Here is a 24031-nt window from a genome sequence, read left to right on the forward strand (position 1 = left end):
GCGATCGCTGTCCTGGGTCTGATCGCCCTCCTGTTCGGAGGTGTCCTCTTCAACCCCGCGGCCGCCTCTGAATCGGAGCCGACCATGACCGCCACCCAGATCATCCCGCTCGTCATCCTCGTGGTGATGTTCGTCGTCGCCACCAAATGGCCGCTGAACATCGGGGTCATGGGGCTGGTGGCGTCCTTCGGCGTCGGCTATTTCATGCTCGGCATGAGCGACAAGGAGATCCTGGAGGACTTCCCGGCCAGCATCGTCCTGACGATCATCGGCGTGACCTACTTCTTCAGCATGGCGCAGCGGAACGGGTCGATCGACATAATCGTCCAGACCTGCGTGCGGCTGGTCCGGGGCAAGACCATGCTGCTGCCCTGGGTGTTCTTCCTGCTGGCCGCCGCGCTGACCGCGCTGGGCACCTTCTCCCCCGCCGCCGTGGCGCTGCTGGCACCGGCGGCCCTGGGCCTGGCCTACGAGTCGCGCATCCACCCGGTCCTGATGGGCGCCTTCGTGATCAACGGCGCCCACGCCGGCGGCTTCTCCCCGCTGTCCGTGGCCGGCGTGCTGGTGCACGACATCGCGCTGAAGAACGGCTTCCCCATCTCGCAGGGCGGGCTCTTCACAGCCAGCTTCGCCTTGAACTTCATCCTCTCCGCGCTGACCCTCGTGCTGTTCGCCCTGCTGGGCAAGCTGCGCGACAAGCACGCCAACGCGTACGCCGGCCTGGAGACGCCCCGCACCGGACGCCCCGGCGGCCAGCAGATCTTCACCCTGGTGCTGATCGCCGCGATCCTGGTGGCCACGCTGGGCTTCCACCTGCCGATCGGTTTCGTGGCCCTTTCCGCCGGCCTGCTGCTGGCGTTCGTCAACATCAAGGAACACAAGACGTTCATCGGCGGCGTGTCCTGGTCCACGGTGCTGCTCGTGGCCGGCATGATCACCTACGTCTCCCTGCTCCAGCACGTGGGCGTCATCGACACCCTCGCCGAGATGGCGCTGGCCCTGGGAGCGCCGCTGCTGATCGCCCTGGTCCTCTGCTACGTCATCGGCGTCGGCTCCGCTTTCGCCTCGTCGACGGCGCTGCTGACCGCGTTCATCCCGATGGCCGGTCCGCTGCTGGCCACCAGCTCACTCAGCGCCTCCGGCACCGTCGCCGCCCTCGCCATCGCGGCCACCGTCGTGGACGTCTCCCCCTTCTCCACCGACGGCGCCCTGGTGGTAGCCAACGCCCGCGACAACGACCGCCAGCGCGTCTACCGCCAGCTCATGATGTACGCCGGCGGGGTTGTCCTGGTGGCCCCCGCCCTGGCCTGGGTGCTTCTGGTGCCGACCGGGGTTATGTAGGGGGCGTCCTTAGGAGCGAAAGGCAGGTCGGTTTCACAGCCGGCCTGCCTTTCGGTGTCTCGCGTCGATGCGGAGTGCGTAGCGGCCACATCGCCGCGTGGTGACGCGATATTTTTGCGGGCTCCAGGATGCACCAGCACCTTCACGGCCGTGTCCTTGTGGCTGATGAGGGTGTCGAAGCCAGGCTCCCCGAGGTCCTCCAGCACGATCCGGCTACTGATGAACCTGGCCGGGAGGTCCACCTGTCCATCTCGTCCTGCCCGGAGACTCCGCGGCGGTACCGCGGCCAGGACGTGTTCCACTTGATCCTGCAGCTGAACCTCCACGGCCCCGATCACGGGCTCAGCGGCCTGCAGGCGGACCAGCTCCCCTCCCCGGCCGCGCGCTTTATGTGCGACCCGCTGATCTCGGGCAGCGGCGGGGGCCGCAGCATCCACGTGCGGGACCTGGGCCGCCGGGGCGTCCGCCTGCACGGCCGGTTTGAGGGAACAGACGACGGCGCCCTCGTCTTCAGCGACGACCTCCCCGCACGCCTCGCCCTGGTAGAGGCCGGGTTCAGCCAGCGGCTGGGGCGGATGGCCGACGCCTACATGCCGCGGCAGGCCTCGACGCCCCGTTGGCGGAGCCTGTGTGGGCGGATGACTGGCAGCCCACCGAATCGGGGGCCCGCTTGGAACTGGCTGCCGAGGGTGTCACCTCGATCATCTGGTGCACCGTCTACGGCCTGGACCTCAGCTTCCTCGACGTGCCGGTGCTCGACGAGTGGAACTACCCGCGCCACAGCCGCGGCGTCACCTAAGTCCCGGGCCTCTACGCCGTGGGCCTGCCCTGGCTTACGAAGCATCTGTCGGCCACGCTGTCCGTAGTCGGCGACGACGCGGAGTTCGTGGCGGGGCATGTCGCGGGGCGGTGACGTGCCCCCGCCGTGCGGTCAGCCCCCGTGCAGCTCGCCCTGGACAAGCCGCCGCGTAACCTCGGTGAGCAGTTCAACGCCGCGCAACGGAACATATGTCCGGCAAGTGGATAGAGTTGCCTCTTAACGCCGTCGTGTGACGTCTGCGTCCTGCTCGGGATCTTCACCGTACCCGACTCATATGGGCGCAAGCGAGCGATCGCCGCTTCAAACGCATAGAGTAACGTCCGGGCTTCACACCTGCACGAACCAATGGACGGTAGCTTTGCTTGGGGGCAAGACGTGGACTATTTGATTGACGCGGTGGTGCAGTGCTGCCCAGAAGGATGGAGGGCCAGGGGATGCCTGTAGAAGTAGGCCTATGGCGGGTGGACGACCGGCCACAACGCATACACCCCATGGCCATGCCGCTGGAGGCTAAGCTCGAGCAGCTGATTCTGGACGATCCAGAAATCCTGGAAACCAAGCTGCTGTTGCTCGGCAGACAGGTTCCCACAAAATACGGCAAGTACATCGATTTGCTGGGCCTGGATTCGGAAGGCGTCTTGCACATCTTGGAACTGAAGCGGGACCGTACTCCGCGGGATGTGGTGGCCCAGGCCTTGGACTACGCCTCTTGGGTTCAGGAGCTGGGCAACGAGGATGTTCGGAATATTTTCGCCGCAGGCAACCCCGGCAGCAGCTTGGACGAGGCCTTTGCACTCCGGTTCGACGGGGCACCCGTCCCCGACGAACTCAACTCGGGCCATGTAATGACAATCGTGGCCAGCGATCTGGACCCCGGGACCGAACGAATCGTCGCCTACCTGAACAACACCCACGCTGTGCCTATCAATGTGATGATGTTCCGTTACTTCAGCGACAACGGTCACGACTATCTAGCCCGCACTTGGCTGATCGATGAGGTCGCGCTCGTCAGCGCCTCCGGGGCAGCCCGGACCAAGTCGACACGGGCCGCTTGGAATGGCCGGGACTGGTACGCAGCTTTCGGCATCGACGGCGGCGAACGCTCCTGGGACGACGCCCGCACCTATGGATTCATTTCTGCAGGAGGGGGTGACTGGTACTCGCGGACGCTGAAAGGCCTGCCCGACGGTGCCCGCATCTTTGTGCACGTTCCCCAGCACGGCTACGTCGGCGTGGGCATTGTTCAGGGGTCCGCCAAACCGGCGGATGACGCGGTCTTAACCGTGGATGGATCGGACAAGTCTTTCCGGTCGCTGCAGCTGCATGGCCAATACCGACACCCACAGGCTGACGCGGAAACCGATGCCGCGGAATACATCGTCCCTGTCCAGTGGATCGAAACCGTACCGCTGGATAACGCCGTGTGGCGTCAAGGAATGTTCGCCAACCAGAACAGCGCCTGCAAGCTGCGTAACCAGTTCACAATCGATCAACTGACCGCCGAGTTCAGACTTACAGACCAGCCATAACCCGGCCCAATACGGACAGCCCAGACGAGGGTAAGGCTTCGAAAAGTAGCGCCGTCTCGGTCACATAACGGGGAGACGTGCCCCTCTCTTGACGCCGTTGACCTGCCGCTCATGCTCCATCTGAATTGAACTGACATGGTTTTAGACGGTCGGTCATGGAAGCGGCAAAAGCAGACCCACCCCCGCAAACGCCAGGCTGGCGGTTGAAACGGATTGGCAAGTCTGGGCGCAGTTCGGGCTGCTCTCGACCACGGCTCTGACCGCCGTGATGATCGCCTGCCCGCCAGATGTCCGCCTGGACCCGGCTCGACCTCCCCTTGCCATGGGCACCCTTTTCACCCCGGATTCGGACAGACCGAGAAACGCCGGCTTTTTCATTAAGCTCGTGCAGGTCTGGTCTTCGCCCTCGGCTGCGCGGCAATCTTTGCACCGCTGGGCAGGGCGACCTGGTGGAAAGTCGCCGGGGAGGATGCCGGGTGCCAAGGGCGGCCGGGCCTTTGCAGCCTGCTGGCCTGCAGGAGCCAGTTCAGGAAGTTCAGGGCCCTCGCCATCCTTGCCGGGGCTAGGAAGGCGGCGACCCCCTTGCTCACCCTGACGGGTAGGCGCGCCCCCCACGAGCGGACGCTCGAGGGCTGGTCAGGCTAGGCAGGGAGCTCTCGGTGAGGACGAGCAACGGAGCCGCACCCAGCAACAGCTCGACGGCTACAGCTGGGTCCTGAACGCCCCCTGGAACCTCGTCCGGGACTACTGACGTTTTGATTGACACTTTGCCTGTGAGGATTTGATCCTTGCGGGTGGAGGAATGTTCATCATGCCCAAAGCCTTTCCCGAAGAGTTCCGCCGTGACGTGGTCGCGGTTGCCCGCGAAGGCGAAGCGCCCATTACCCAGATCGCCAAGGACTTCGGCGTTTCATCGGCTGCCCTGCACCGCTGGATGAAGATGCCGACAGGGAAGACGGCCCGAAGTGCGGGGGTGGTGTCCGATGACGCCGCGAAGTTGTGGGAGGCCAACAAGCGCATTCGGCTCTTGGAGCGGGAAGCGGAAGTCATGCGCCGCGCCGCGGCCTATCTGTCCCGGGACATCAATCCAGAAAAATGATGTACCCGCTGGTCCGCGAGCTGGCTGCCAGGGACGCCCCGATCCGGGTTCCCGTGGCAGTGTCCTGTCGGGTACTGGATTTCTCCAGACAGGCCTACTACCAGTGGGCCGCCAACCCCGTCCCCGCCCGGGACTGGGAAGAAGCGCACCTGACCAATGCGGCCATCGATCGCCACCGCGACGATCCTGCCTCCGGATACCGGTTCATTGCCGATTAGATCAACGCCGGTCCCGGCCCGGTGGCCAGCAAACGCCGGATCTGGCGGCTGTGCTCCGAGAACGGCATCATCTCGGTGATCCACCGCCGGCGCCGCTCCGGGCTCAAGGGCGGGCAGCCGGTCCACGATGACTCATCGAACGGGACTTCAGCGCCACGGCACCGAACCGCTAATGGCTCACGGACATCACCGAGCACCACACCGGGGAGGGAAAGCTGTAACTGCGCGCGATCAAGGACCTGCACTCGAACCGGTTCGTCGGGTACTCGATGGATAAGCGTTTGAAAGCGGTCCTGGCTGTCGCCGCAATGGACCATGCCGTGGCGTCGCGGAAACCGGCGGGCACGACGGTCCTTTGCGATCGCGGGCCCCAGTTCAAATACAGAAAGTTCGTCCTGGCCCTGACCAGCTACGGCCCTAACCGATCGATGGGCCGGGTCCGGGCGTGCGGTGACAATGTTGCGATGGAATCGTTCTTCTCCCTGCTTCAAAAGAACGTCCTGAACCGGAAACGATGGGAAGCACGGGCCGAGCTCCGGCTGGCCATCACGACCTGGTTCGAGCGCAGCTACTACCGCAAACGCCGTCAACGTGCCCTCGGACGCCTAACCCCCATCGAGTTCGAGACAAAAAAGACGCGGCCTCAGCCGCGTAAGAAAATATCGACCCCGGCTGTCAACGAAACCTTCAGCAGTCCCCTGCGTCCTAGTGACTCGGCTAAGCCCTTCGAAATCACTGCTTCGCCGGCGAAACGGAGGGTTCCGTGAGGAAAAAGAAAAGAAAAATTAGGACTGGCGGGGAAACGGCACGGCTGGGGGCATTGACCAACGCCACCGGCCCTGCGGCCGGAAAACCACCACCCTCCGCCGACTGGATACAGGGAGTCCTGGGGAGAACGTAGCCCGCGCGGGGCAGTAACCGGCGAAAGGACCGAAACACCTAGCCGCTAGGGCTAATCCAACGAGTAGTAGTAGCTCAAAGGTTCGAGACCCTCTTCTGATGGGCGCCAGTTCGTATGCGCGACTAGCAAGCCATCAGAGGTCTTGACTTCATCACCCTCCTTTAACCAGGGTATATCAGCTACCGTAATAAGATCCGTTTTACCGAAAGTCTGGGCGTGGACCACCTCATTTTTGGTCAGAACTATGCGCGAAATGTGCCCCTGCGAACCCTTTACCTCCACATGCCGCACCTCTTTGTCTAAAACGACGTGAAGATCATAAGACTGCGTTGCACCGACGTCCGTTACTTGATAGCCGAGGCCAACGTAGTGGTCAATAGCCTGATTAACTGCCTGGATTTCGATGGCCTTTCGCAGCACAGGATCGGCACAAAAGCCAGCATATCGGGGAGACAGATTTGACAGTTCTTCATCCGCGGGAGCCTTGGGCTCTTCTGTGCCGGCAGGCGACTCAGGCTCAGCAGGTCCTGGAAGAACCCGTTTAGCCAAAACTAACCTTTCACCTAGCTGGACGACAAGCCCTAGATCAATCAGATAGCGGTAGATGGTAGACCACCGCCTTGCCGCAGTCCCGCGCTCACCCGGATAGATGTCAAACATCTTACTCCGGAGCTCCGCGACCGACGGATTCGTCAAATCAATATGTTCCAAAATCGTTGCAAAGACGGGCGACGATTCCACCGCTTGGCGCAGGATAGACGTCCGAAAGCTGGGTTCGGAGCTTGTCGCGTACTGCACGCCAAGTTGCGTCGGTTGGTAGTCCTCGTTGTGCTTCTCTATTAGCCCAAGGACCACAGCTGATTTCCTGTAGTACCGCCCTTGGCGACCTTCGGAATTGAGACCAATAGCTTTCTCTAACTCCACATCCCCACTTGCTCCCCGATAGGCAGCATCAACCAAGCGTCCCACAGCAAAAATGCGGTCGGCCTGGGGAAAATCGTCCGTCTCAAACGAACTCATTATCAATCTCCTAATCAGCTATGAACAGGTACTCTTTAACTTCGTTTCGACCGCTGACCCCAGCACTCATCTGCGTCCCGAACGAATATCGATGATCTATCGGTAGAACTTCAACCTGCGTTTTGTATTGTCGGAGAAGAGCTATCATCTCATCAAAACTGGGCAGGCTATTCGAAGAATAAGAGACAATAAGAGGACTATTGCGATGAGCTTCGAAAAGCTGATCGAAGGCCTTGTAGGTTCCTTTTCTGGTTGAGAAGGGGGTGGGATAGTTTTTGAACTTCTTCGTCTTCGTATGCTGCTGAATTTCTAAGCCGTCCCAGGACCGGGCTAGACCTTCCACGAAGTGGTAACGACGCACGTACTCATTATCAGAGTACGGAGAATAGTACGGGGGGTCGATATAAACAAGTGCCCCCTCCGCCGGCGAGACGGACAATGCGTCCCCCCAGACCGAGCGATTGTTCCGACCATTCGAAAAGACTGCCGCATTCAGGGTCTCAACTGCCTCCAAAAACTGCTCGCGGAGGCCCAGGGACAGGTCCCGCCTACCATCGTCGTATCTTTGGCCAACGTAGGTGAATATGCCCCTTGCGCGCTTTTTAAGGCATCCGCGCATAAGAGCAGCCATAGCCAGACTTCGTTTGTGAGCGTCAACCATTTTCGCTATTTCGGTTCGAATGCGGTCGATGAACAGATTGTCCGAATCCGAATAATATAGTCCCCTGAACGTTTCACTGACGAAAGCGTCACCAACGTCCGTTGCTGAGATCAACCTATCGATATCGTTCCCGTCCAGCGTGGTCAGACTATTCTCAACTGTCGCCCTTGCCATGGTCGAGCTAAACTGCATATAGTCATTAGAGACCACCTGAAGCCCCTGGGCCTTGAACATGTAAGAAACGACACCGCTCCCGGAGAACAAATCCAGAACCGATGAGTGTTCGACGGACTGAGAGGCGGCCCAAATATGCGGTAGCAACTTCCCCTTCGAGCCCATGTATCGGGTCGATGGAAACTTCGAAATCTGCTCCGCGTCGAGCTCGAACAGTGATGCCGTCATTCGACTTCACCGGCCACAATGAGAACGTCCTGTCCGCTCCGCTTGGATCCGATGCTATTTATGTTGCGCCGAGTCTCAATAACTTCTATGTCGAATCCAGCATATAGATCATGGACCAGGTCATGGTTAGAGTTTGTAGATATCACCAGGTTCCCGTTATCAGCCAACCGCCTTACCACCCCGGCCAGGGCTACCTGGTCATCAAGTCCGAACTGCTCCTTCGTATACCGCTTGAAATCAGAGAACTTTGAGACCGGAACATAGGGGGGGTCAAAAAAGTAAACATCACCTGTGGATGAAATACTATCCACCACGGTTGCGTAGTCGCCAGTTAGTATCGTCGATCTAGCAAGAATCGCTGAAGCAGACCTGAGGCGCTCTTCATCCACGATGCGCGGATTCTTGTAACGTCCAAACGGAACATTGAAGTCGCCCTTACGGTTGACTCGATAAAGTCCGTTGAAGCAGGTTCTATTGAGGTACAAAGTCCTGGCGGCTGCCTCATGCGGCGCGAGCAGCTGCCACGAGACGGCCCGACTCGCGTAGAACTCCTCTTCGCTATTACCGTAGGGGCGGAGCGCGTTGATTACGGCTTCCACATCAGAACCAACAGACTTGTACAAGTTGCAGAGCTCTTCGTTGGAGTCGGAAATAATTGAGTTCGGTCTGGCGAGTCCGAAAAACACGGCTGCGCCCCCGGCGAAAGGCTCAATGTATCTCCCGAAGCGCTCCGGAAATTTGGACAATATTGGTGCCAGCAGTTGGGACTTGCCTCCGGCCCACTTCATGATGGGTTTACACGACGTCAGCGGAGCTGACGGAAGAAGATCTGTTGGAGACATGAGCTCAAGTGTACGAGAGGCCTACGACAGATGGCATTCGGCGCTCCGCTCCGTGTCTCAGGTCACCGAAAGTGGCTTCATTTGGAGGCCTACTGAGCCACCGCAGCAGCCGTCGCAAACACGTCCGCCGGCATCGGCCGGTGCAGCTTCCACGTGATCGCGATCGGCCTCTCCCCTGCATGCTGCACATAGTCCACCTGTCCGAGACACGTGTACGGAACGGTCATCCCGGTCTCGTCCTCTGAAGTATCCCGAGTGAAGATGAGAACCTTCGAACCGTGCGCAGCCCGGTCCAGGTACCGACTGCCTGTCGGGCTTCCGGGTGACGTTGCGTTCTGCGATTCCCAGTGGAACAGCTCCGGGCTGATGGCGTAGTCCTTGTACATCGTGGTGGCCGAGTGCTTCTTGTCGTCCTTGTTGAGCGTGACAAAGAAGGCGTCTGTGGAGGTCGCAGGGCACCAGGCGACGCCCTCGCGGTGCTGCACATTCTTGCCGAGCTCCAGCGACCCGTACTGCAGCGCGGCCAGGATCTCTTCTCGCCGGTAGGTCGCATGAGAAAGCAGGGGAACGTGCTGCAGCCCGGCGCCCAGGCCCTTGGCGGCATGCTTCGACGCGGCTACTCCGAGGGCCACGACCTGGCGGATCTCGCTGCAGACATAGTGGTAGTCGCGCAGATAGTCCATGCCGGCGTCGTACGACTGGAAGCCGCCGCCGTCGTCCCAGAGCGTGTAGAAGAGCATGCGGGCGAACGTCTGCTCCCGCATTCCGAGCTCCGCATAGCGAGGCGCGTCGGGGCCGACGAGCATCGAGTACGCTGCGGCGCGTTCCGGATCATCCACATGGGTCAGCGCTGCCATCCTGCCGAGGAGCTTTTTCTCGTCGGCGTCGGAGAGCTCCTGGATCCTCCCGCTGAGTACTGTCTCCAGCGGCGAGAACCCTTCGATCAGCCCTGCCTGGCGCAGGTAACCGGTCCAGGAATCCTTGGTGGACCGATAGATCGACTTCACGTCGTTCCCCGACCGCTGCAGGTAGGCCTCCAGTTCGGTCTCGGCGTAGGAGGCGACGTCCCGGACCAGCTGAGCGCGGTTGAACCGCAGCTGGGCCCTGATGTTGTCCAGCACGACTTTCTGCGCCACCCGATCCAGCACAATCTGCGAGCCCGACGGCAGGTACGGGAACTCGTCCTCGACGGCCTTTTCCAGTTCCTTGCGCCCGTAACCGGTGAGCGCCCTGTAGCGCAGGTCGAAGCGAAACTCACGGTGCTGCTGGCCGATGAAGTCCATGACGGTCAGCACCGCCTTGCCCTCGGCGCGGCGCAGCCCTCGCCCCAGTTGCTGGAGGAAGATCGTGGAGCTCTGCGTGGGCCGGAGCATCAGGATGGTGTCTACCTGCGGCAGGTCCAGGCCCTCGTTGAAGAGGTCTACGGCGAAGATGCAGTTGATCTCGCGTACGGCGAGACGCTTCAGCGCCGCCGCCCGGTCGGCGTCGTCGGTGCTCCCGTCGACGGCAACGGAGGCAATGCCGGCGCGGTTGAAGACCTCCGCCATGAAGTGGGCGTGCTGGACCGAGACGCAGAAGCCGATGGCCCGCATCTGCTCGGTGCTGGTGACCTTGTCGCGGAGTTCGCGGATCACCTTGGCGGCGCGGGCGTCGTTGCCGGTGTAGAGGTTGTTCAGCTGCGCGGTGTCGTAGTTGCCGCGCTTCCATTCCAGCTGGCTGAGGTCGACGTCGTCGGAGACGCCGAAGTAGTGGAACGGCACCAACAGGTCGGCGTCGAGGGCGTCCCAGAGTCGCAGTTCGCTGGCGGTGCGGCCGTCGAAGAACTGCTTGGCGACGTCGACGCCGTCGCCGCGTTCCGGCGTCGCGGTCAGTCCGAGGAGCTGCTGCGGCTGCAGGTGGTCCAGCAGCCGGCGGTAGGTGGGCGCCATGGCGTGGTGGAATTCGTCGATGACGACGGCGTCGAAGAAGTCGGGTTCCAGCTGCTCGATGCCGAGGGACGCGAGCGACTGGACGGAGGCAAAGATGTGCTTCCACTGCCGGGGTTTGTGCTCCCCGACGTAGAGTTCGCCGAAGGCACCGTCTTGCATGACGTCACGGTAGGTGCGCATAGCCTGCTTCAGGATTTCCTGGCGGTGGGCGACAAAGAGCAGCTTCAGATCACGGCCGGCCGCCTCACACAGGCGTTTGTAGTCCAGGGCTGCGATGACGGTCTTCCCGGTACCGGTCGCTGCGACCACGAGATTGTGGTCGAAACCCTTGAGCCGCTCGGCGTCCAGGTCCTCAAGCATCTCCTCCTGATGGAGGAACGGCTGGACCTCGAGTCCAGTGGCTGCCCCGGGGATTGCTGTCCGCCGGCCGCCGTTGCGTTCCAGGGCCGCGTCCAGCTTTTCGCCGTCGCGTTCCGGATCGTAGCTTTGAAAGGCGCGCTGGGCCCAGTAGCTGTCGAAGGTGACCTCGAACTTGTTCAGGAGCGCGGGCGTGCCGACCGAGCTGAGTCGGACGTTCCATTCGAGCCCGTCGAGGAGGGCCGCTTGGCTGAGGTTGGAGCTGCCGACGTAGGCGGTGTCGAAGCCTGAGTCCCGGCGGAACAGCCAGGCCTTGGCGTGTAGGCGCGTCGCCTGTGTTTCGTAGCTGATCTTAACCTCGGCCCCGTACCGGGTTACCAGCTCGTCGATGGCACGGCGTTCGGTGGCGCCCATGTAGGTGGTGGTGATGACCCTGAGTTTGGCTCCGCGTTCCTTGAGCTCCTCAAGCGCCGGGTGCAGTAGACGCAAGCCTGTCCAGCGAACGAAGGCGCAGAGCAGGTCTACGGTGTTGGCGCACTCGATCTCGGTTCTGAGCTCCGCGGCGAGGTTGGGATCGTCCTTGCTGTTGGTAAGCAGGGCTGAGTCGCTGAGTCTTGTCGTGGGGCGGCGCAGGCTGCGGCGTTTCAGGGTGTCCGGGCGGTGGAGGGACTGGAGCTGGGTAGGACCGGGGGCAATGCGGTCGCCGGTGTTCAGTTCCTGGAGCAGCTTGTTCGCGAGGGCGACGCGCTCGGTGGGCCTGGCAGCGGCGAGGGCCCGCCGGACGGCGTCCGCTACGTGGCGGGATAGGATGTCGGGGCTGTCTTCGTCTTCGATTTCTGCGAAGACTGGCTGCAGACCAGACGCGTTGTTCAGCAAACTGCCCAGCGCATCCGTGTTGAGTAGTTCGTACAAGCCCTCGGGCAGCTGCTCCGCCGCCACGCCCCCAATGAAGTTAGTCACTGCGCCAGGGTAATTGGTCAAAGGAACGATGACGAAAGACAACGCCGAATTGCTCCTGATTCGAAGTCAGCGACCAGATTCGTTCGGGTACAGGTCCAATGGATGGGCGAGCCTAGACCCGCCCATCCACTAGTACATTTTTCGAAGGGCTGATTACTTCGCCGAAGCAATCGCCTCGACTTTGAATGCCGGGACCGTGGTGTTCCCACGTATCTGGGTTTCATAGCTAATGGCGCCTAGCGACGTAGCTGTGATTCGGACCTCGTCATCGGTCACGAAGCCGTCAAGGGAAGGACAGTTTGAGTTTCCATCCCCTCCTCGAAAAACCGAGTTCTCACCGTAGTCCCACGAATTTTCCATCTTTTTATGGGAGATGCTGGCCCGGAAAATGCATTTTCCCGTTGCAGCGTCGAACTGACTGATCCGTGCATAGATAACCATGGTCTTTCCTGAATAACCTTCGGGGTCTTTGACCAGAAGTGCCAGGTCGCGCTCGCTAAGCTCGGTGGCTGCATCAATTTGCGCCTGCGAAACCGGAGCGCGATCCTTGGACCCAAGCTGTGATCCGGTGGACGACGAACCGAGGCTCGACCCTATGATGGCGCATCCTGCGAACAGAGCAATAACGACAGCCATCAGCACGATCCAAACTGCTCGCCTCTTCTTCTTCGGCGAATGAGGTGCCGTCCCGAAGACAGGCGACGGACTACTTGCGGGGCCATATGCGCTGTGAGTTCCAAACGCCGGTTCATCCACCCAGAGCTGCCACCCTTCTGGCGGTGGACCCCAGGCTGGATCAGGCAGCCATTCAGGCGGCGGAGTCCAACCCGCAGGAGGTGCAGGCCAATTCGGCGGCGGGTTGAATCGTTTGTTCATGCTGTGACATTCCCCTTGTTCTGATGCAATTGCACTGAACGTATCTTCCCGGTTGGGAAATTCGCGGAGACGACACCCTTCCCGCCGGATTTATATCATTCGCGGCGGCTTAGTCCCGGACCCTCCACTTTTCAGTCCTGCGTCAGCGGGCGACCCGCTGTCTGATAGACGGGTTCCATGACTCAACCTCATGTTTTCGTAGCCATGGCAGACATCTTGAATCTCCGATGCGACGCATGGTTGCTGCCAACGGACTCCAGCGTTCGCATCGAGCAGCATTGGCTCAAAGCCCATCCCGACCTGCGGACGCTGGCCGCCGCTTCAGCCTCGACTGAATTTCGAGAGGGAGCCGTCCTGGCCGAGCCAATCCGGCCGTGGGACCCATCGGGACCCTTGCCCATTCTGGCGGCCGTCCCATATGACGGCAGTTGGGGACCCACCGCCGTCGTCGAACGGCTTGAAGCGTTCGTGCGCAGTGCGATGTCTGCCGTTCCGGCTCCAGAGAACCGACCGTACAGACTTCTGGCGTTGCCGTTCTTCGGAACGGCCGGGGGCGGCGCCGGCGACCACCTTGGCGCCGCCCTCCGCACTATCCTCGATGCCTGCGGCCAACTGGCTGCCCCGTACCGCGTGGACTTTGTCCTTGTCCTCCGAGACAGAGCGGCCTTCTCGCTGGCCCAAAAACTGAGGCGGGAAGTATCGAGTGACTCGTCCTGGCCGTCCCTCGGCGACCTCCTGCATGAGAAGGCCAAGTCACTGGGACGGGAAGCGCGTTCGGGGCACTTGGTTCCCTTTCTCGGAGCCGGCGTCAGCATAAGCGCCGGAGCTCCAAGCTGGAGCCAACTCCTCGACGAGCTGAGGTCAGGGGTCCATCTAAAGCCGACGGAGGAAGCCGCTTTCAAGGCTCTGGGTGTACTTGACAAGGCGGGGGTGCTCGAACAGCTATACGCCGATCAGTATGACTCGCGGAAAGCCTTCGGCGAAGCGGTTGCACGTGCCGTCGACCTGCCGCGATATAGGCTGGCCCCCGCACTGCTCGCTACCCTGCCCTCAGTCGGTGCCATAACTTTGAACTACGACAGGCTGTTCGAAACAGCCTGTGAAGACGCCCAAAAGCCGCGAACCGTGCTGCCAGAAAACGTTCCTGCGGTGGGAAACGACTGGCTGCTTAAACTCCACGGCTCAGTAACTCAGCCTGACAGCATCGTGCTCACTCGTGACGATTACCTCGGCTACAACAGCAATAGAGACGCGCTTTCCGCGCTGGTCAAAGCTCACCTGCTGACGCATCATTTGTTGTTCGTTGGCTTCGGTCTTGCTGACGATCATTTCCACGAAATCGTCCACGACGTCAGGCGTGCGCTTCCGCAAGACGTTTCAAAGAATCACCAGATGGGCACGGTGCTGTCCCTCTTTCACGAGCCGCTGCAAAATCTCGTCTGGGAAGGACGGCTCGATATCCTCCCCATGTCCGGGAGTGCCCCTGCTGCAGAATCTGGCCAGGCCGCGGTCCGGACCGCGGTCGCTACGGCCGGGCGGGAACTGGAGATCTTCCTGGACATGATGGCCGCCTATGCAACGGACAAACACTCCTATTTGCTGGCTCCCGCGTACAACCGCGGACTGACCAAAGGCGAAGAAGAACTGCGGCAGCTGCTCCTTGAAGTCGCTGGCCACCAACGCTCGGCAGATACTGAGGAGGTTTGGGGCGTCGTCGATGCTGCACTGCGAAAGCTTGGATTACAGACCTAATCGAAGCCGAGCGCAGAGCACATCCGGCGGCCCCGGCTGGTGCCGCTGTAACGTCTCTACGCTAAAGCAAATCCCCTGCGCACCGATACGCTTGCACTCGGTGCTCAAGGCGCCTCTTGCGCTCGTCTGCATCCTGATGCCACAGCGCCTGTCGGCCCGGGTGATACGTCGTCACAACTTTGATCCCTCGGGAATCCAAATACCCGGGCCAGCGCTTTTCAAATTTGCGTCCAGTCGTTTGCGCATGGCTACCTTGTAGCAGAATCACTGACGGCTGATTCATGAGTTCCAGGACACGAAATAACGGGTCGAGGCCGAGGTGCAGCTGTGCCGCACTGGGCGCAGCATTTATGTACCAGGGGTAGGCATTCCACGGCGTCACGTCAGAATGGCTGATTCCGACCAACTCAAATAAGGCCGCTTGAGCTTCTGCTGTAGGGTCATCATTTTCAATACACAGAAATCCGTGTTGGTGATCGGCCGATTGCCGCACCTTGGGTCCCGGATCGCGCAGCACGCTCAACACGCGCGCCTGAACCCCGCCGTGGAGAGGGGCGACATAGGGCATCCAGCCCAAGTCGGGGCGCCCGAAGGCGTCGTCCACCAATCGGTTTATTGGCGCCACATGAGATGCGTACCGAACCTGCATCTGTTGGTCCCGAAACGATCCGCCGCCCATTCGACGAACCATCTCAGTGAACTTCACTGAGATTGACGGCGTTGGAAAGCCGTTCGAGATGTCGGTCCTGGGCAACCGTGAGGTCAATCAGCTGCTGAACCGCCAGGCCCGCAATCTTCTTATACCGGTAGATAAAGTCGGGATCGAAGTGGCCGAACGGGCCTTCAGACTTGGAACTGGGCGATATGGCCACGCCGGTGGTCCCGAGGATCTCGTCGAGATGCTCAAACGAGAAGAATTCCGGGTGTGCTCGTGCGAATTCTGCCCGTTTCGACTTCGCCGGTTGTCCTTTGCCATTGAGATGGTCGAGTACGAGGGCAAGGCGCAGAACTCCCTCTTGATACTGCCATCCAGCGACGATTTCCTGGTCACCTGCCATGGTCCGCGTGAACCAGGAAATTTGGGGAAGCGAATGGCTCATGCCGCTTTCGACCCCGGATGGGTCGAGTCCCGCTTCGACCAATTTTTCGCTAAGCACCCCGGCAACGTGGGCGGCGCGTGCCTTCATCAATCCTGTCACGGCCTGCTTGGGTAGTGCCTGAGCCAGGGACAAGGGGTCGAGGAAAGCCTCCTCCTCGGTGCTTGAAATCAGTGCATGCGCCATCAGGGCTGCCAGCGCGCGGAGCACAGTGCAGTAGCGACGCACCGTCTCGACCTCGTACGAATCTGGTGTTCCGTCGAATGCCAATTCCAAGGATTCGGCTAACGCCTCGAAGCTAAGGTGATGCCAGACAATCGGGGTACCGTCTTTGAATTGAAGCCCTGTGGAATATCTACCTTCTAAGAAGGAGTGTCTGGTCGGGCTCAGCAGGAGAGCGCCACCAACTGGCGACTTCCATTTCGACATCTTGCCGGCGTAATTATTGAGTTGATCGGGGTGGGGGACGGAAAAGACCTTGTTCTCGATCACCAAGGATCCCCGGTCCGGCCAATGCATGACTAGGTCGAGGTTCTCCCGCTCGCGCTCTACACGTCTGTCTCCCGAACCCGGAGCCCCGCCAGCGACAAACGATCCGAACACCTCGTCCGACTGCCCCGGAAAGGTCTCGAAAATCCATGCAAGGAGGTTGCTGTGAAAGAGCTCACTGTTGCCGAACATGATTCTGCCAAGGGCCTCGGTTTGCAGGAGACCGGAGATATCTTCGGCACTTTCGTCAGCCGGTCCGGGCACGCCCTCCAAGAAAAGGCGGACAGGGTTGGCAGCCCCTTTCCCCGGCGCCAAGTGCCGAACGGATGAGTTTAGCCACGACCTTGTCTCGTCGGTCTCGCGGCCTTCAAAGTACCAGCGGCTCGACGATCCGGATGCCTCCCATGGTGCCGTTCCGTCGTCGGCCCTGCCCCAATTCTCAATCTCGTAGGCCGTGCGAACAACACCATCGGCAATTCCGAGGGCAATTTCCGCCCGGTTCCGGCTTCCCTCACTGATCCGCCAGTTACCGCGTGTCGCATCGTAGAGCCGTGCCTGGGACTTGTCTTCCCGGTAGGTCTTGCTGATCACGAACATCACCACAGGGCGCTGAATGGCCGGCACAGGCCTTAGTTCCAGGCCGCCTTCGGCAGTGCTTAGTTTCAAAATGCTTCCTTGGATTAGAAACGGAACGGTTTGGGAGTTCTCTACTTCGGCAAAATGTCGCCGAGAACTTCCAGAATCAGCGGGTAGACCCGTCCGTCGAGCGCACGGTACCGCGAATGAAGATCAATCGTGCGTTCCTGGATTTCCAGCCAGCCAAAATTGTCCATGCGTGCAACGGGTTCACCGTCCCGGATCAGCGCCCAGCGTGTGTCTTCCCATGGCTGGAGACGGTCGCGTGAAGCCATTGACGCAGAGTCCAACGGTCCGCCACTGTACTCGCCCGTTGCCCAGTCCGCGCGGTCTCCCACCGTGAGCTCCAGCATCGAGGCCATCACCCGGTAGCCCAGCGCACGGGGCGTTGTCGCCGGCGATTTGTTTGGGCGATGGATGCCGTTAGATTCTTCCAGCGCTACCGCAATCGCTCTGGCACTGGGCATGGCTAATGCCCTGTCCCATGGAATCTGGAAGTCCCCGCTAGAGCCGGCAGTGAAGCCCAGACCACAACGACGTGCTTGGTACTCAAGGCCGCTGGCGTTGGTCATCATCAAGGCGTCAGCGTGGGCCGCGGATCCCCCGTCACCCGTCAGCCCGATGAAGAGACCCGGATCCCGTCGACTCAACTCGCTCGCCACCCGCCACGACAGAGCATTGATTTGCCGATACCCAAGAGTCCCGCGTTCTGCGTGGATCATTGCACTCCCTTTGTGACGGCGACTTCCTTAGTCACCTCGTCGTTGAGACCATTCTTTATGCAGAGGACCGACCCGGCACGAACGCCTCGCGGGGCAACTGTTATTCCCCACCCCGCACCCACAACCGCGACGGTCTCCCCCGCGTCCCGTCGGACATCTGCCCGGTCCCCTTCAGCTTCGGCTCCATGAATCGACGGAAGGTGTCGCGCATCAGAACCGAGCCCGCAATCGTCTCATGCAGCTCCCGCAGTTCCTTCAGCGTGAACGGCTCGGTCAGCAGCTCCCCCGGGTCCGGCGCCTCCGCGTAGGCAGCCCGCAGCCACGCCACCGCCTTGGCCACGATGTCCGCGTGGCCGTAGGGAAGCCCGGCGATCAGCTGCGGCTCCCCCGTCACGGAAGCCAGCCGGACGCAGTCGGACTCTAACGCTGACTCCAATGCCGCCAGCGGCACCACGTCCACGTGCGCCACCGACAGCACCCAGCCGCGGTCGTCGCGCGCCGGGTCGTCGAAGACCTGCAGCTGGCGCGGCACCCGCCCGGAGATCCCGGCTTTCTCCCGCAGGCAGCGCAGCACCGCGTCCGCCAGGGTCTCGCGCTCCCGCAGGAAGGTGCCGGGCAGGGCCCACTTTCCGTGCTGGTGGTCCTCCGCGCGCCGCACCAGCAGAACGCAGACGGAACCGTCCGCCACCGTCAACACCGCCGTATCCACCGCCACCGAGGGGCGCGGGTAGTCGAGCAGGGACGTTCCGGGGCCGTTCTGGGAATCCTTCACAGGATTATTTATTGCAGTATTGCGCTAAAGATGCAAGCCGTGCATACTGAAGTCAATTAGCGCAGAAATGATCTAAATGAACCGGAGATTCCCATGAAAGTCCCCCAGCTCCACGTCGGCGCCGGCAGCAGGCTCGGCCCGCTCAGCATCTTCCCCGTCTGGACCTCCGGCTCCGGCGGCCTCGGCATCAGCACCGGCACCCACGCCGACGTCGCCGTGACCGAACTCGCCAGCGGCCCCCAGGTCGCCCGGCTCACCGTCACCAACAACGGCCCGCACCCGGCACTGCTGCTGGAAGGCGAGCTGCTTGAAGGCGGCCAGCAGCACCGGACCTGCGCCCGCGACGTCGTCCTGGGCCCCGGCGAAACCCGCGACATCGACACCTTCTGCGTCGAGGCCGGCCGCTGGGAAGCCGGCCAGTCCAGCCACCGCCGGCAGGCACGGCGCGCACCACTGAACGTCTGGTCCGAACTGGCCAACGGCCTCGACGGCCGCCGCGGCGGCGACCGGCAGGGGCGGATCTGGGAGCGGGTCAGCCGCTTCGACGCGGCCCGCGGCCCATCGGTGACCAGCTCGCTGCTGGACCACATGGACCTGTTCAAGGACAACGCGCACAACCGTTTCGGCGCCGCCGATGCCCCGGCACCGCTGGAGGGCCAGCGCGGCGTCGTCATCGGACTCGGCACGCAGCCGCTGCTCCTGGAGGTCTTCGGCACCGGCACGCTGTTCCGCCGGCACTACCGCCAGCTGATCGACTCCGCGCTGCTGGACCTGGAACTCCTCTCGCCCAAGGCTCTGGCCTCCGGTCCCATGCCCGGCCAGCGGGCCCGCGACTTCGCCGCACACGTCCAGGCGATGGACTTCGGAACCTTCGACGGCGGCGCCGCAGCGGTCGAAGTCCGGAGCCACGGCGCGCTCCGGAGCCGCAATGTCTCCCGCGCCGCCGGCCCGGTGTCCGCCGCCGGCATCGCCGTCGAACTTCCCACCCGCCGCCCCCAGCTGGCCCACCTGACCGGCTGGAACACCCACCACCCCCTGATGGAGCTCGCATGAAACTGACCCCCTTGCAGAATGACCGCGCGGCCGGCGTCCTCGTCGCCCTGGCCGCCGGCGACGCCCTCGGCGCCGGCTACGAGTTCGGCGCCCCGCTGCCGGACGGCGCCGAGGTCGCCATGAAGGGCGGCGGACCGTTCGGGTTCGCGCCGGCCGAGTGGACCGACGACACCTCCATGGCCGTTCCGATCGCCCAGGCGTTGCTCGAGGCGGCGTCCGACGCCGGGTCCTCCTCCCCCGCGGCGCTCACGATGGTGGTCCGGGCCTGGACGGCATGGGCCGCCGAGGCCAAGGACGTGGGCGCCCAGACAAGTGCCGTCATCGCCGCCGCCCGCCGGCTGGCGTCCGCCGACGGCCGGAGCAAGGTGACTGCCGCCGATTTCGGTGCCGCGGCGGCGGACTTCCACGCCCGCACCGGCCGCAGTGCCGGCAACGGCTCGCTGATGCGCACCGCACCGCTGGCACTGGCCTACCTAGACCGGGACCCGGCTGAACTGATGGCCGGGGCGGGGGTGCTGAGCGCCCTGACCCACGCCGACCCCGACGCGCAAGAAGCCTGTGGCCTCTGGTGTGTGGCCATCCGGGAAGCGGTCCTGACCGGGCGGCTCGACGTCCGGGCCGGGCTGCCGCTGCTGTCCGCCGAGCGGGCCACGCTGTGGCTTGAGCGGATCGAGGTTGCCGAGCGGGCCCGGCCGCGGGACTTTACCCGCAACGGCTGGGTGGTCGAGGCGTTCCAGGGCGCCTGGAGCGCCATCCACTTCACCGGCCTGACCTCCTCCGGCCCGGCGCACCTGCGGGCGGCGGTGGAGGAAGCGGTCCGCGGCGGCCGGGACACCGACACGGTCGCCGCCATCGCCGGCGGGTTGCTCGGTGCCGCCTACGGCTACACGGCCGTGCCGTTCGAATGGCGGAGGCACCTGCACGGCTGGCCCGGGCTCCGCGCCCGCGACCTCATGCTGCTCGGCATGGAGCTGGGATGGGGCGAGGGGCACCGGCCCGATGCTTGGCCGCGGGCCGAGTGCCAGGACTACAGCCTGTGGGGCCGCGCCGATGCCCTGGTCCAGCACCCGTACGACGACGGCGTCTGGCTGGGCGGCGTCGGGTCCCTTGCGCGGGTGCCCGAGCTGGGCATCGACGCAGTGGTGTCGCTGTGCAGGCTGGGGACTTTGGACGTGCCGGGTGTGCCGCCGGAGGACCACGCCACGTTCTGGGTCATCGACTCGCCTGTTGAGGCGGACAACGCGCACGCCGCGTATGTTCTGCGCGACGCGGCGGCCGCCGTCGAATGCTTCCGCGCCGAAGGCAAGAGGGTGCTGCTGCACTGCGTCCGGGCCGAGTCACGGACGCCCACTGTGGCGGCTTTTTACGGTGCTCGTGCTGTGGGAATTTCTCCCTTAGAAGCGCTGGCTGACGTGCAGCGGGTACTACCTGACGCGCTGCCGAATCCTCTGTTCATGGAGTTGCTCGGAAGCGCAGAGGCTGGCGGTGAACGCCCGTGGGGCGGAACATCGCGCGGGCTGACAGATAATGTCAGAGGCAGCTGATAGGAATATGAGCATGACGACACCTCCTGAACTCAGCCCGGAGCAGCGCGACGGTGCAGTGGTTGAGCGCTACGCCGACGGCGAGATGAGCACTTACACCAACCCCCTCATCCATGGAGAAACCCCCATGAGCGAGTACGAGGGGAAGGTATGGGACAGGCTCAACAAGCACTGGCAGCGCCGCAACAACCGTCGTGGTCTACCGAACTGGGCGGGCACCGCGCTAAGCCGCACCGGTGAAGTCGCTGGAAATGCTGCGAGCCGGGTTACGAGCGCCGTTCCGGAGAAGGTCAAAGAACCGATCCGTCGCGCAGGGGACGCGGTAGCAACCACGGCTGTGCGACCGGCGCTCGAAGCTGTGGCATCGCTGCTCGAGCTGGTCAACGACTGGGCCTTGGAGCTAAACGACCCTGCGAACGTGGAGAAGCTCGCACGTCAACGAGGTTTTGAACTCGACAGTTTCACCGAACTTCGGCAGCAAGACCTCAAGGTCTGCGATCGGCTACTGAAATTCAATACCCTTACATGGAGGACCGCCGGCGCGATCGAAGGCGGCGCCATGGGCCTGCTGGCCCTGGTCCCAGTCGCCGGGATCCCCGTCGCGATGACAGCGGACATCCTAGTCATCCAGGTCCTGAGCACCTCCGTCGCAGCGCGCATTGCCTACTCCTACGGCTACGACGCGAAAGACCCCGACGAGCAGATCTTTATCCAACGCCTGGTGCGTCGGTCTTTTATGGCTCAGGCGGCCAAAGTAGAACCGTTGCGTGACGTCGCACGTGCGGCGGACGCGGTGAAGGGACGAGTAAGGTGGTCAGACAAGCTCCGACACGGCCACCGACTCCTAGCCGCCCTTGAAAAGTTGATGCGGCAGTTGGGCCAGTCGGGCTCGAGGGTGCCAGTTCAAAACGTCGCCAAGGTCGTGCCGTACGTGGGTATCCTCATCGGTGCTGGCATGAATTCGGCCATCCTCGGCAATGTGGCCGCCGACGCTCAACGGTATTGCCAGACGCGATTCCTGTGTGAGAAGTATGGTCTTCCGCTGCCGGCCGCACTAGGGACGGATGCGGACGACGACCTTCCATCCGCCGCCATATGAAACGGGGACCCGTGCGGCATATTCAAGTAATGTCCACCACATAACTGCCGTGAACAGTCTCCTCGGTTAACGTTGGAAGAGCGCAAAACCGGAGAGCCGGTTCGTCAGTATGGGGGCAACGATGAGGTGCATACCGGAGGAACCGGAGTTCGGTGAGGGACAGCTGGCGGAAAAGGCCGTCTGGACGGCTCTAAAAAACGGACTCCCCGATGACTGCGTCCTCGCCCACTCCGTTCATGTCCGGGACGGCCGGAACGAATACGAGATTGACCTGCTGGTCCTTTGGCCCGGCGTGGGCATGGCCGCGATCGAGGTCAAGGGTGGCCAGGTCAGCATTACCGACGGGCAGTGGTACCAGTCGGACCGGGATCAGAGGCGCAGGATCCAAAGCCCGGTGGCGCAGTCCCAAAGCTCACTTCATGCACTCAAGAACTGGCTTGAAAACCAGCTCGGTTCCCGCCTGAGCAGCCGCTGCGTCTACATGGTCAGCTTGCCCTACACCGACGTGCCGGGCGGTTGGACCATGGCCGGCTGCCCCCGGGCACTCATCCTTGACCGGGCCGAAAGCCAGTCCCCCGCCGAGCTTGTGCGCCAAGCGATCGACAACGAAGGCGGCGGTGCCGCCCCTCTGGCCCCGGTTTTCCTGGAACGCATCGTCCGCCAGCTGACCGGAAACCTTGACACCGCCGTCATACCTTCCGCCACCTCCCAGGAGGATGAAGCAGCGCAGGACCATCTCACCGAGCGCCAGTCCGTGCTGCTTCAGGCAACGCGTTCGCTCCCACGTGTCCGCTTCACCGGCGGCGCGGGCAGCGGAAAGACGTGGCTCGCGGTCGAAAAGGCCCGCATGCTCAGCAAACAGGGCAAACGCGTGGGCCTCTTCTGTTACAACAAAGGCTTGGGGCAATACCTTCAGGACCGCGTAGCAACCTGGCGGCGCCAGGCCAAGCCGGCGTTCACGGGCGAATTCCACGAGTACGTGCGTGGGCTGGGAGTCCCCGACGGGCAAGGCCAGGACTATTTCGACGTCGAGATGCCCAACCTCCTGAAGGAATTGGCAGCCGGGATGGAGCCGCACGAGCGGCTAGACGCCGTCATCGTCGATGAAGCGCAGGACTTCGCACCCCTGTGGTGGGAGGCGCTTCTTGCGTGCACGACCGACCCGAACGCGGGTGAGGTGTACGCCTTCATGGATGACCGGCAGGACGTCTACCAGCGTTGGGGAGGCGCGACGGCGGACCTCACCAATGGTCCGACGGCCACCTTCGTGCCCATCCACGTCGACGACAACCTCCGCAACACACGAAAGATCGCTGAGACATTCAAGCCGTTCGCTGGCGAGCTTTTCACGCCCCGGGGTAGCACCGGCCTGCCCGTACGGTTCGTGGACTGTCCTACGGAGGAGTCGCTCGACGTCGCTGAAGATTGTTTGAACGCGCTGATCGACGAGGGCTGGGCGAACAACCAAATCGCGCTCCTCACCACTAGGGATCGTCACCCCATCCATCTGGACTACTTCGAGCGCGGCGCCACAGAGGAGTACTGGCGGGACTTCCACGCCAAGGAGGGTGAATTCTACGGCCATGTGCTGGGTTTCAAAGGCCTGGAAAGGTCCGTCGTTGTTCTTTGCGTCAACGGGTTCAAGGACATGGGCCGGGCTCGGGAACAGCTCTATGTCGGATTGTCCCGTGCCCGGAGCCTGCTGGTCGTTGTTGGTGATTCCGAGTTACTTGAGGAAGCGGGCGGGCGGGAACTGAAGACGGCATTGTCGCGGACTCAGGCGTGGACGCCATTACCAACTGAAAACTAGCGAGCTCACACGGAGCTTGGACGCCCCACAGTCAGCCGCCTGTTGGATGCGACTTCGAAAGAGGCCCGTCAATTGGCATTGAATCTACCCCTACGAAAGAAGA

At 62.4% G+C, this 24031-nt stretch carries 17 protein-coding genes and 1 pseudogene; 9 read left to right on the forward strand and 9 right to left on the reverse strand.

Annotated elements, in window-relative coordinates:
- Positions 1 to 84: 84 nt before the first annotated feature.
- The 4 genes and pseudogenes from AC1DB8_RS11170 to AC1DB8_RS11185 form a co-directional block, all read left to right on the forward strand.
- The gene (locus AC1DB8_RS11170; protein WP_476893190.1) at positions 85 to 1341 is read left to right on the forward strand and encodes an SLC13 family permease; all 1257 of its coding nucleotides are present in this window, start codon (positions 85 to 87) and stop codon (positions 1339 to 1341) included.
- Between the two features lie 628 nt (positions 1342 to 1969).
- Positions 1970 to 2140: a hypothetical protein gene (locus tag AC1DB8_RS11175; RefSeq protein ID WP_476893045.1), complete on the forward strand. Its 171-nt coding sequence runs from the start codon at positions 1970 to 1972 to the stop codon at positions 2138 to 2140.
- A gap of 512 nt (positions 2141 to 2652) precedes the next feature.
- Complete coding sequence (locus AC1DB8_RS11180; protein ID WP_476893046.1) at positions 2653 to 3690, forward strand: endonuclease NucS domain-containing protein; 1038 nt, start codon at positions 2653 to 2655, stop codon at positions 3688 to 3690.
- Between the two features lie 811 nt (positions 3691 to 4501).
- A pseudogene (locus tag AC1DB8_RS11185) lies at positions 4502 to 5636 on the forward strand (IS3 family transposase); the annotation flags it as partial.
- 323 nt (positions 5637 to 5959) lie between these two features.
- Here the strand turns inward: AC1DB8_RS11185 and AC1DB8_RS11190 are convergent.
- From AC1DB8_RS11190 to AC1DB8_RS11210, 5 genes are all read right to left on the reverse strand, one after another.
- On the reverse strand, positions 5960 to 6928 hold the full coding sequence (locus AC1DB8_RS11190) for a protein NO VEIN domain-containing protein (protein WP_476893047.1): 969 nt from the start codon (positions 6926 to 6928) through the stop codon (positions 5960 to 5962).
- 10 nt (positions 6929 to 6938) lie between these two features.
- Entirely contained in the window at positions 6939 to 7991 is a 1053-nt protein-coding gene (locus AC1DB8_RS11195) for a DNA adenine methylase (protein WP_476893048.1), read from the reverse strand.
- On the reverse strand, positions 7988 to 8833 hold the full coding sequence (locus AC1DB8_RS11200; RefSeq protein WP_476893049.1) for a DNA adenine methylase: 846 nt from the start codon (positions 8831 to 8833) through the stop codon (positions 7988 to 7990). Before AC1DB8_RS11200 ends, AC1DB8_RS11195 begins: the two co-directional genes overlap by 4 nt.
- Positions 8834 to 8922: 89 nt before the next feature.
- On the reverse strand, positions 8923 to 12078 hold the full coding sequence (locus tag AC1DB8_RS11205; RefSeq protein WP_476893050.1) for a DEAD/DEAH box helicase: 3156 nt from the start codon (positions 12076 to 12078) through the stop codon (positions 8923 to 8925).
- Positions 12079 to 12231: 153 nt separating this feature from the next.
- On the reverse strand, positions 12232 to 12714 hold the full coding sequence (locus AC1DB8_RS11210; protein WP_476893051.1) for a hypothetical protein: 483 nt from the start codon (positions 12712 to 12714) through the stop codon (positions 12232 to 12234).
- Positions 12715 to 13158: 444 nt separating this feature from the next.
- On the opposite strand from AC1DB8_RS11210, the gene AC1DB8_RS11215 reads away from it, so the two are divergent.
- Positions 13159 to 14706 (forward strand): SIR2 family protein, encoded by a 1548-nt coding sequence (locus AC1DB8_RS11215; protein WP_476893052.1) that lies wholly within the window; start codon positions 13159 to 13161, stop codon positions 14704 to 14706.
- 61 nt (positions 14707 to 14767) lie between these two features.
- Here the strand turns inward: AC1DB8_RS11215 and AC1DB8_RS11220 are convergent, their stop codons facing one another.
- The 4 genes from AC1DB8_RS11220 to AC1DB8_RS11235 all read right to left on the reverse strand — a co-directional run bounded on the left by AC1DB8_RS11220 (position 14768) and on the right by AC1DB8_RS11235 (position 18422).
- Positions 14768 to 15310, reverse strand: coding sequence for a uracil-DNA glycosylase (locus AC1DB8_RS11220; RefSeq protein WP_476893053.1), 543 nt, complete (start codon positions 15308 to 15310; stop codon positions 14768 to 14770).
- An 88-nt stretch (positions 15311 to 15398) separates the two neighbouring features.
- Positions 15399 to 16958 (reverse strand): PD-(D/E)XK nuclease family protein, encoded by a 1560-nt coding sequence (locus AC1DB8_RS11225; protein ID WP_476893054.1) that lies wholly within the window; start codon positions 16956 to 16958, stop codon positions 15399 to 15401.
- Positions 16959 to 16999: 41 nt separating this feature from the next.
- Positions 17000 to 17650, reverse strand: a complete 651-nt coding sequence (locus tag AC1DB8_RS11230; RefSeq protein ID WP_476893055.1) for a TY-Chap2 family putative peptide chaperone — start codon at positions 17648 to 17650, stop codon at positions 17000 to 17002.
- 100 nt (positions 17651 to 17750) lie between these two features.
- Complete coding sequence (locus AC1DB8_RS11235) at positions 17751 to 18422, reverse strand: NUDIX hydrolase (RefSeq protein WP_476893056.1); 672 nt, start codon at positions 18420 to 18422, stop codon at positions 17751 to 17753.
- A 93-nt stretch (positions 18423 to 18515) separates the two neighbouring features.
- Between AC1DB8_RS11235 and AC1DB8_RS11240 the strand changes: the two genes are divergently transcribed.
- The 4 genes from AC1DB8_RS11240 to AC1DB8_RS11255 all read left to right on the forward strand — a co-directional run bounded on the left by AC1DB8_RS11240 (position 18516) and on the right by AC1DB8_RS11255 (position 23928).
- The gene (locus AC1DB8_RS11240; RefSeq protein WP_476893057.1) at positions 18516 to 19475 is read left to right on the forward strand and encodes an ARPP-1 family domain-containing protein; all 960 of its coding nucleotides are present in this window, start codon (positions 18516 to 18518) and stop codon (positions 19473 to 19475) included.
- Entirely contained in the window at positions 19472 to 21019 is a 1548-nt protein-coding gene (locus AC1DB8_RS11245; protein WP_476893058.1) for an ADP-ribosylglycohydrolase family protein, read from the forward strand. The genes AC1DB8_RS11240 and AC1DB8_RS11245 overlap by 4 nt, the downstream gene beginning before the upstream one ends.
- Before the next feature lie 13 nt (positions 21020 to 21032).
- Entirely contained in the window at positions 21033 to 22118 is a 1086-nt protein-coding gene (locus AC1DB8_RS11250) for an EcsC family protein (protein WP_476893059.1), read from the forward strand.
- Between the two features lie 109 nt (positions 22119 to 22227).
- Positions 22228 to 23928 carry an NERD domain-containing protein gene (locus AC1DB8_RS11255; RefSeq protein WP_476893060.1) on the forward strand — a complete coding sequence of 567 codons (1701 nt, stop codon included), beginning with the start codon at positions 22228 to 22230 and terminating at the stop codon, positions 23926 to 23928.
- The last annotated feature ends 103 nt before the right edge of the window (positions 23929 to 24031 follow it).

Source organism: Arthrobacter sp. 10N410, from assembly GCF_056394945.1.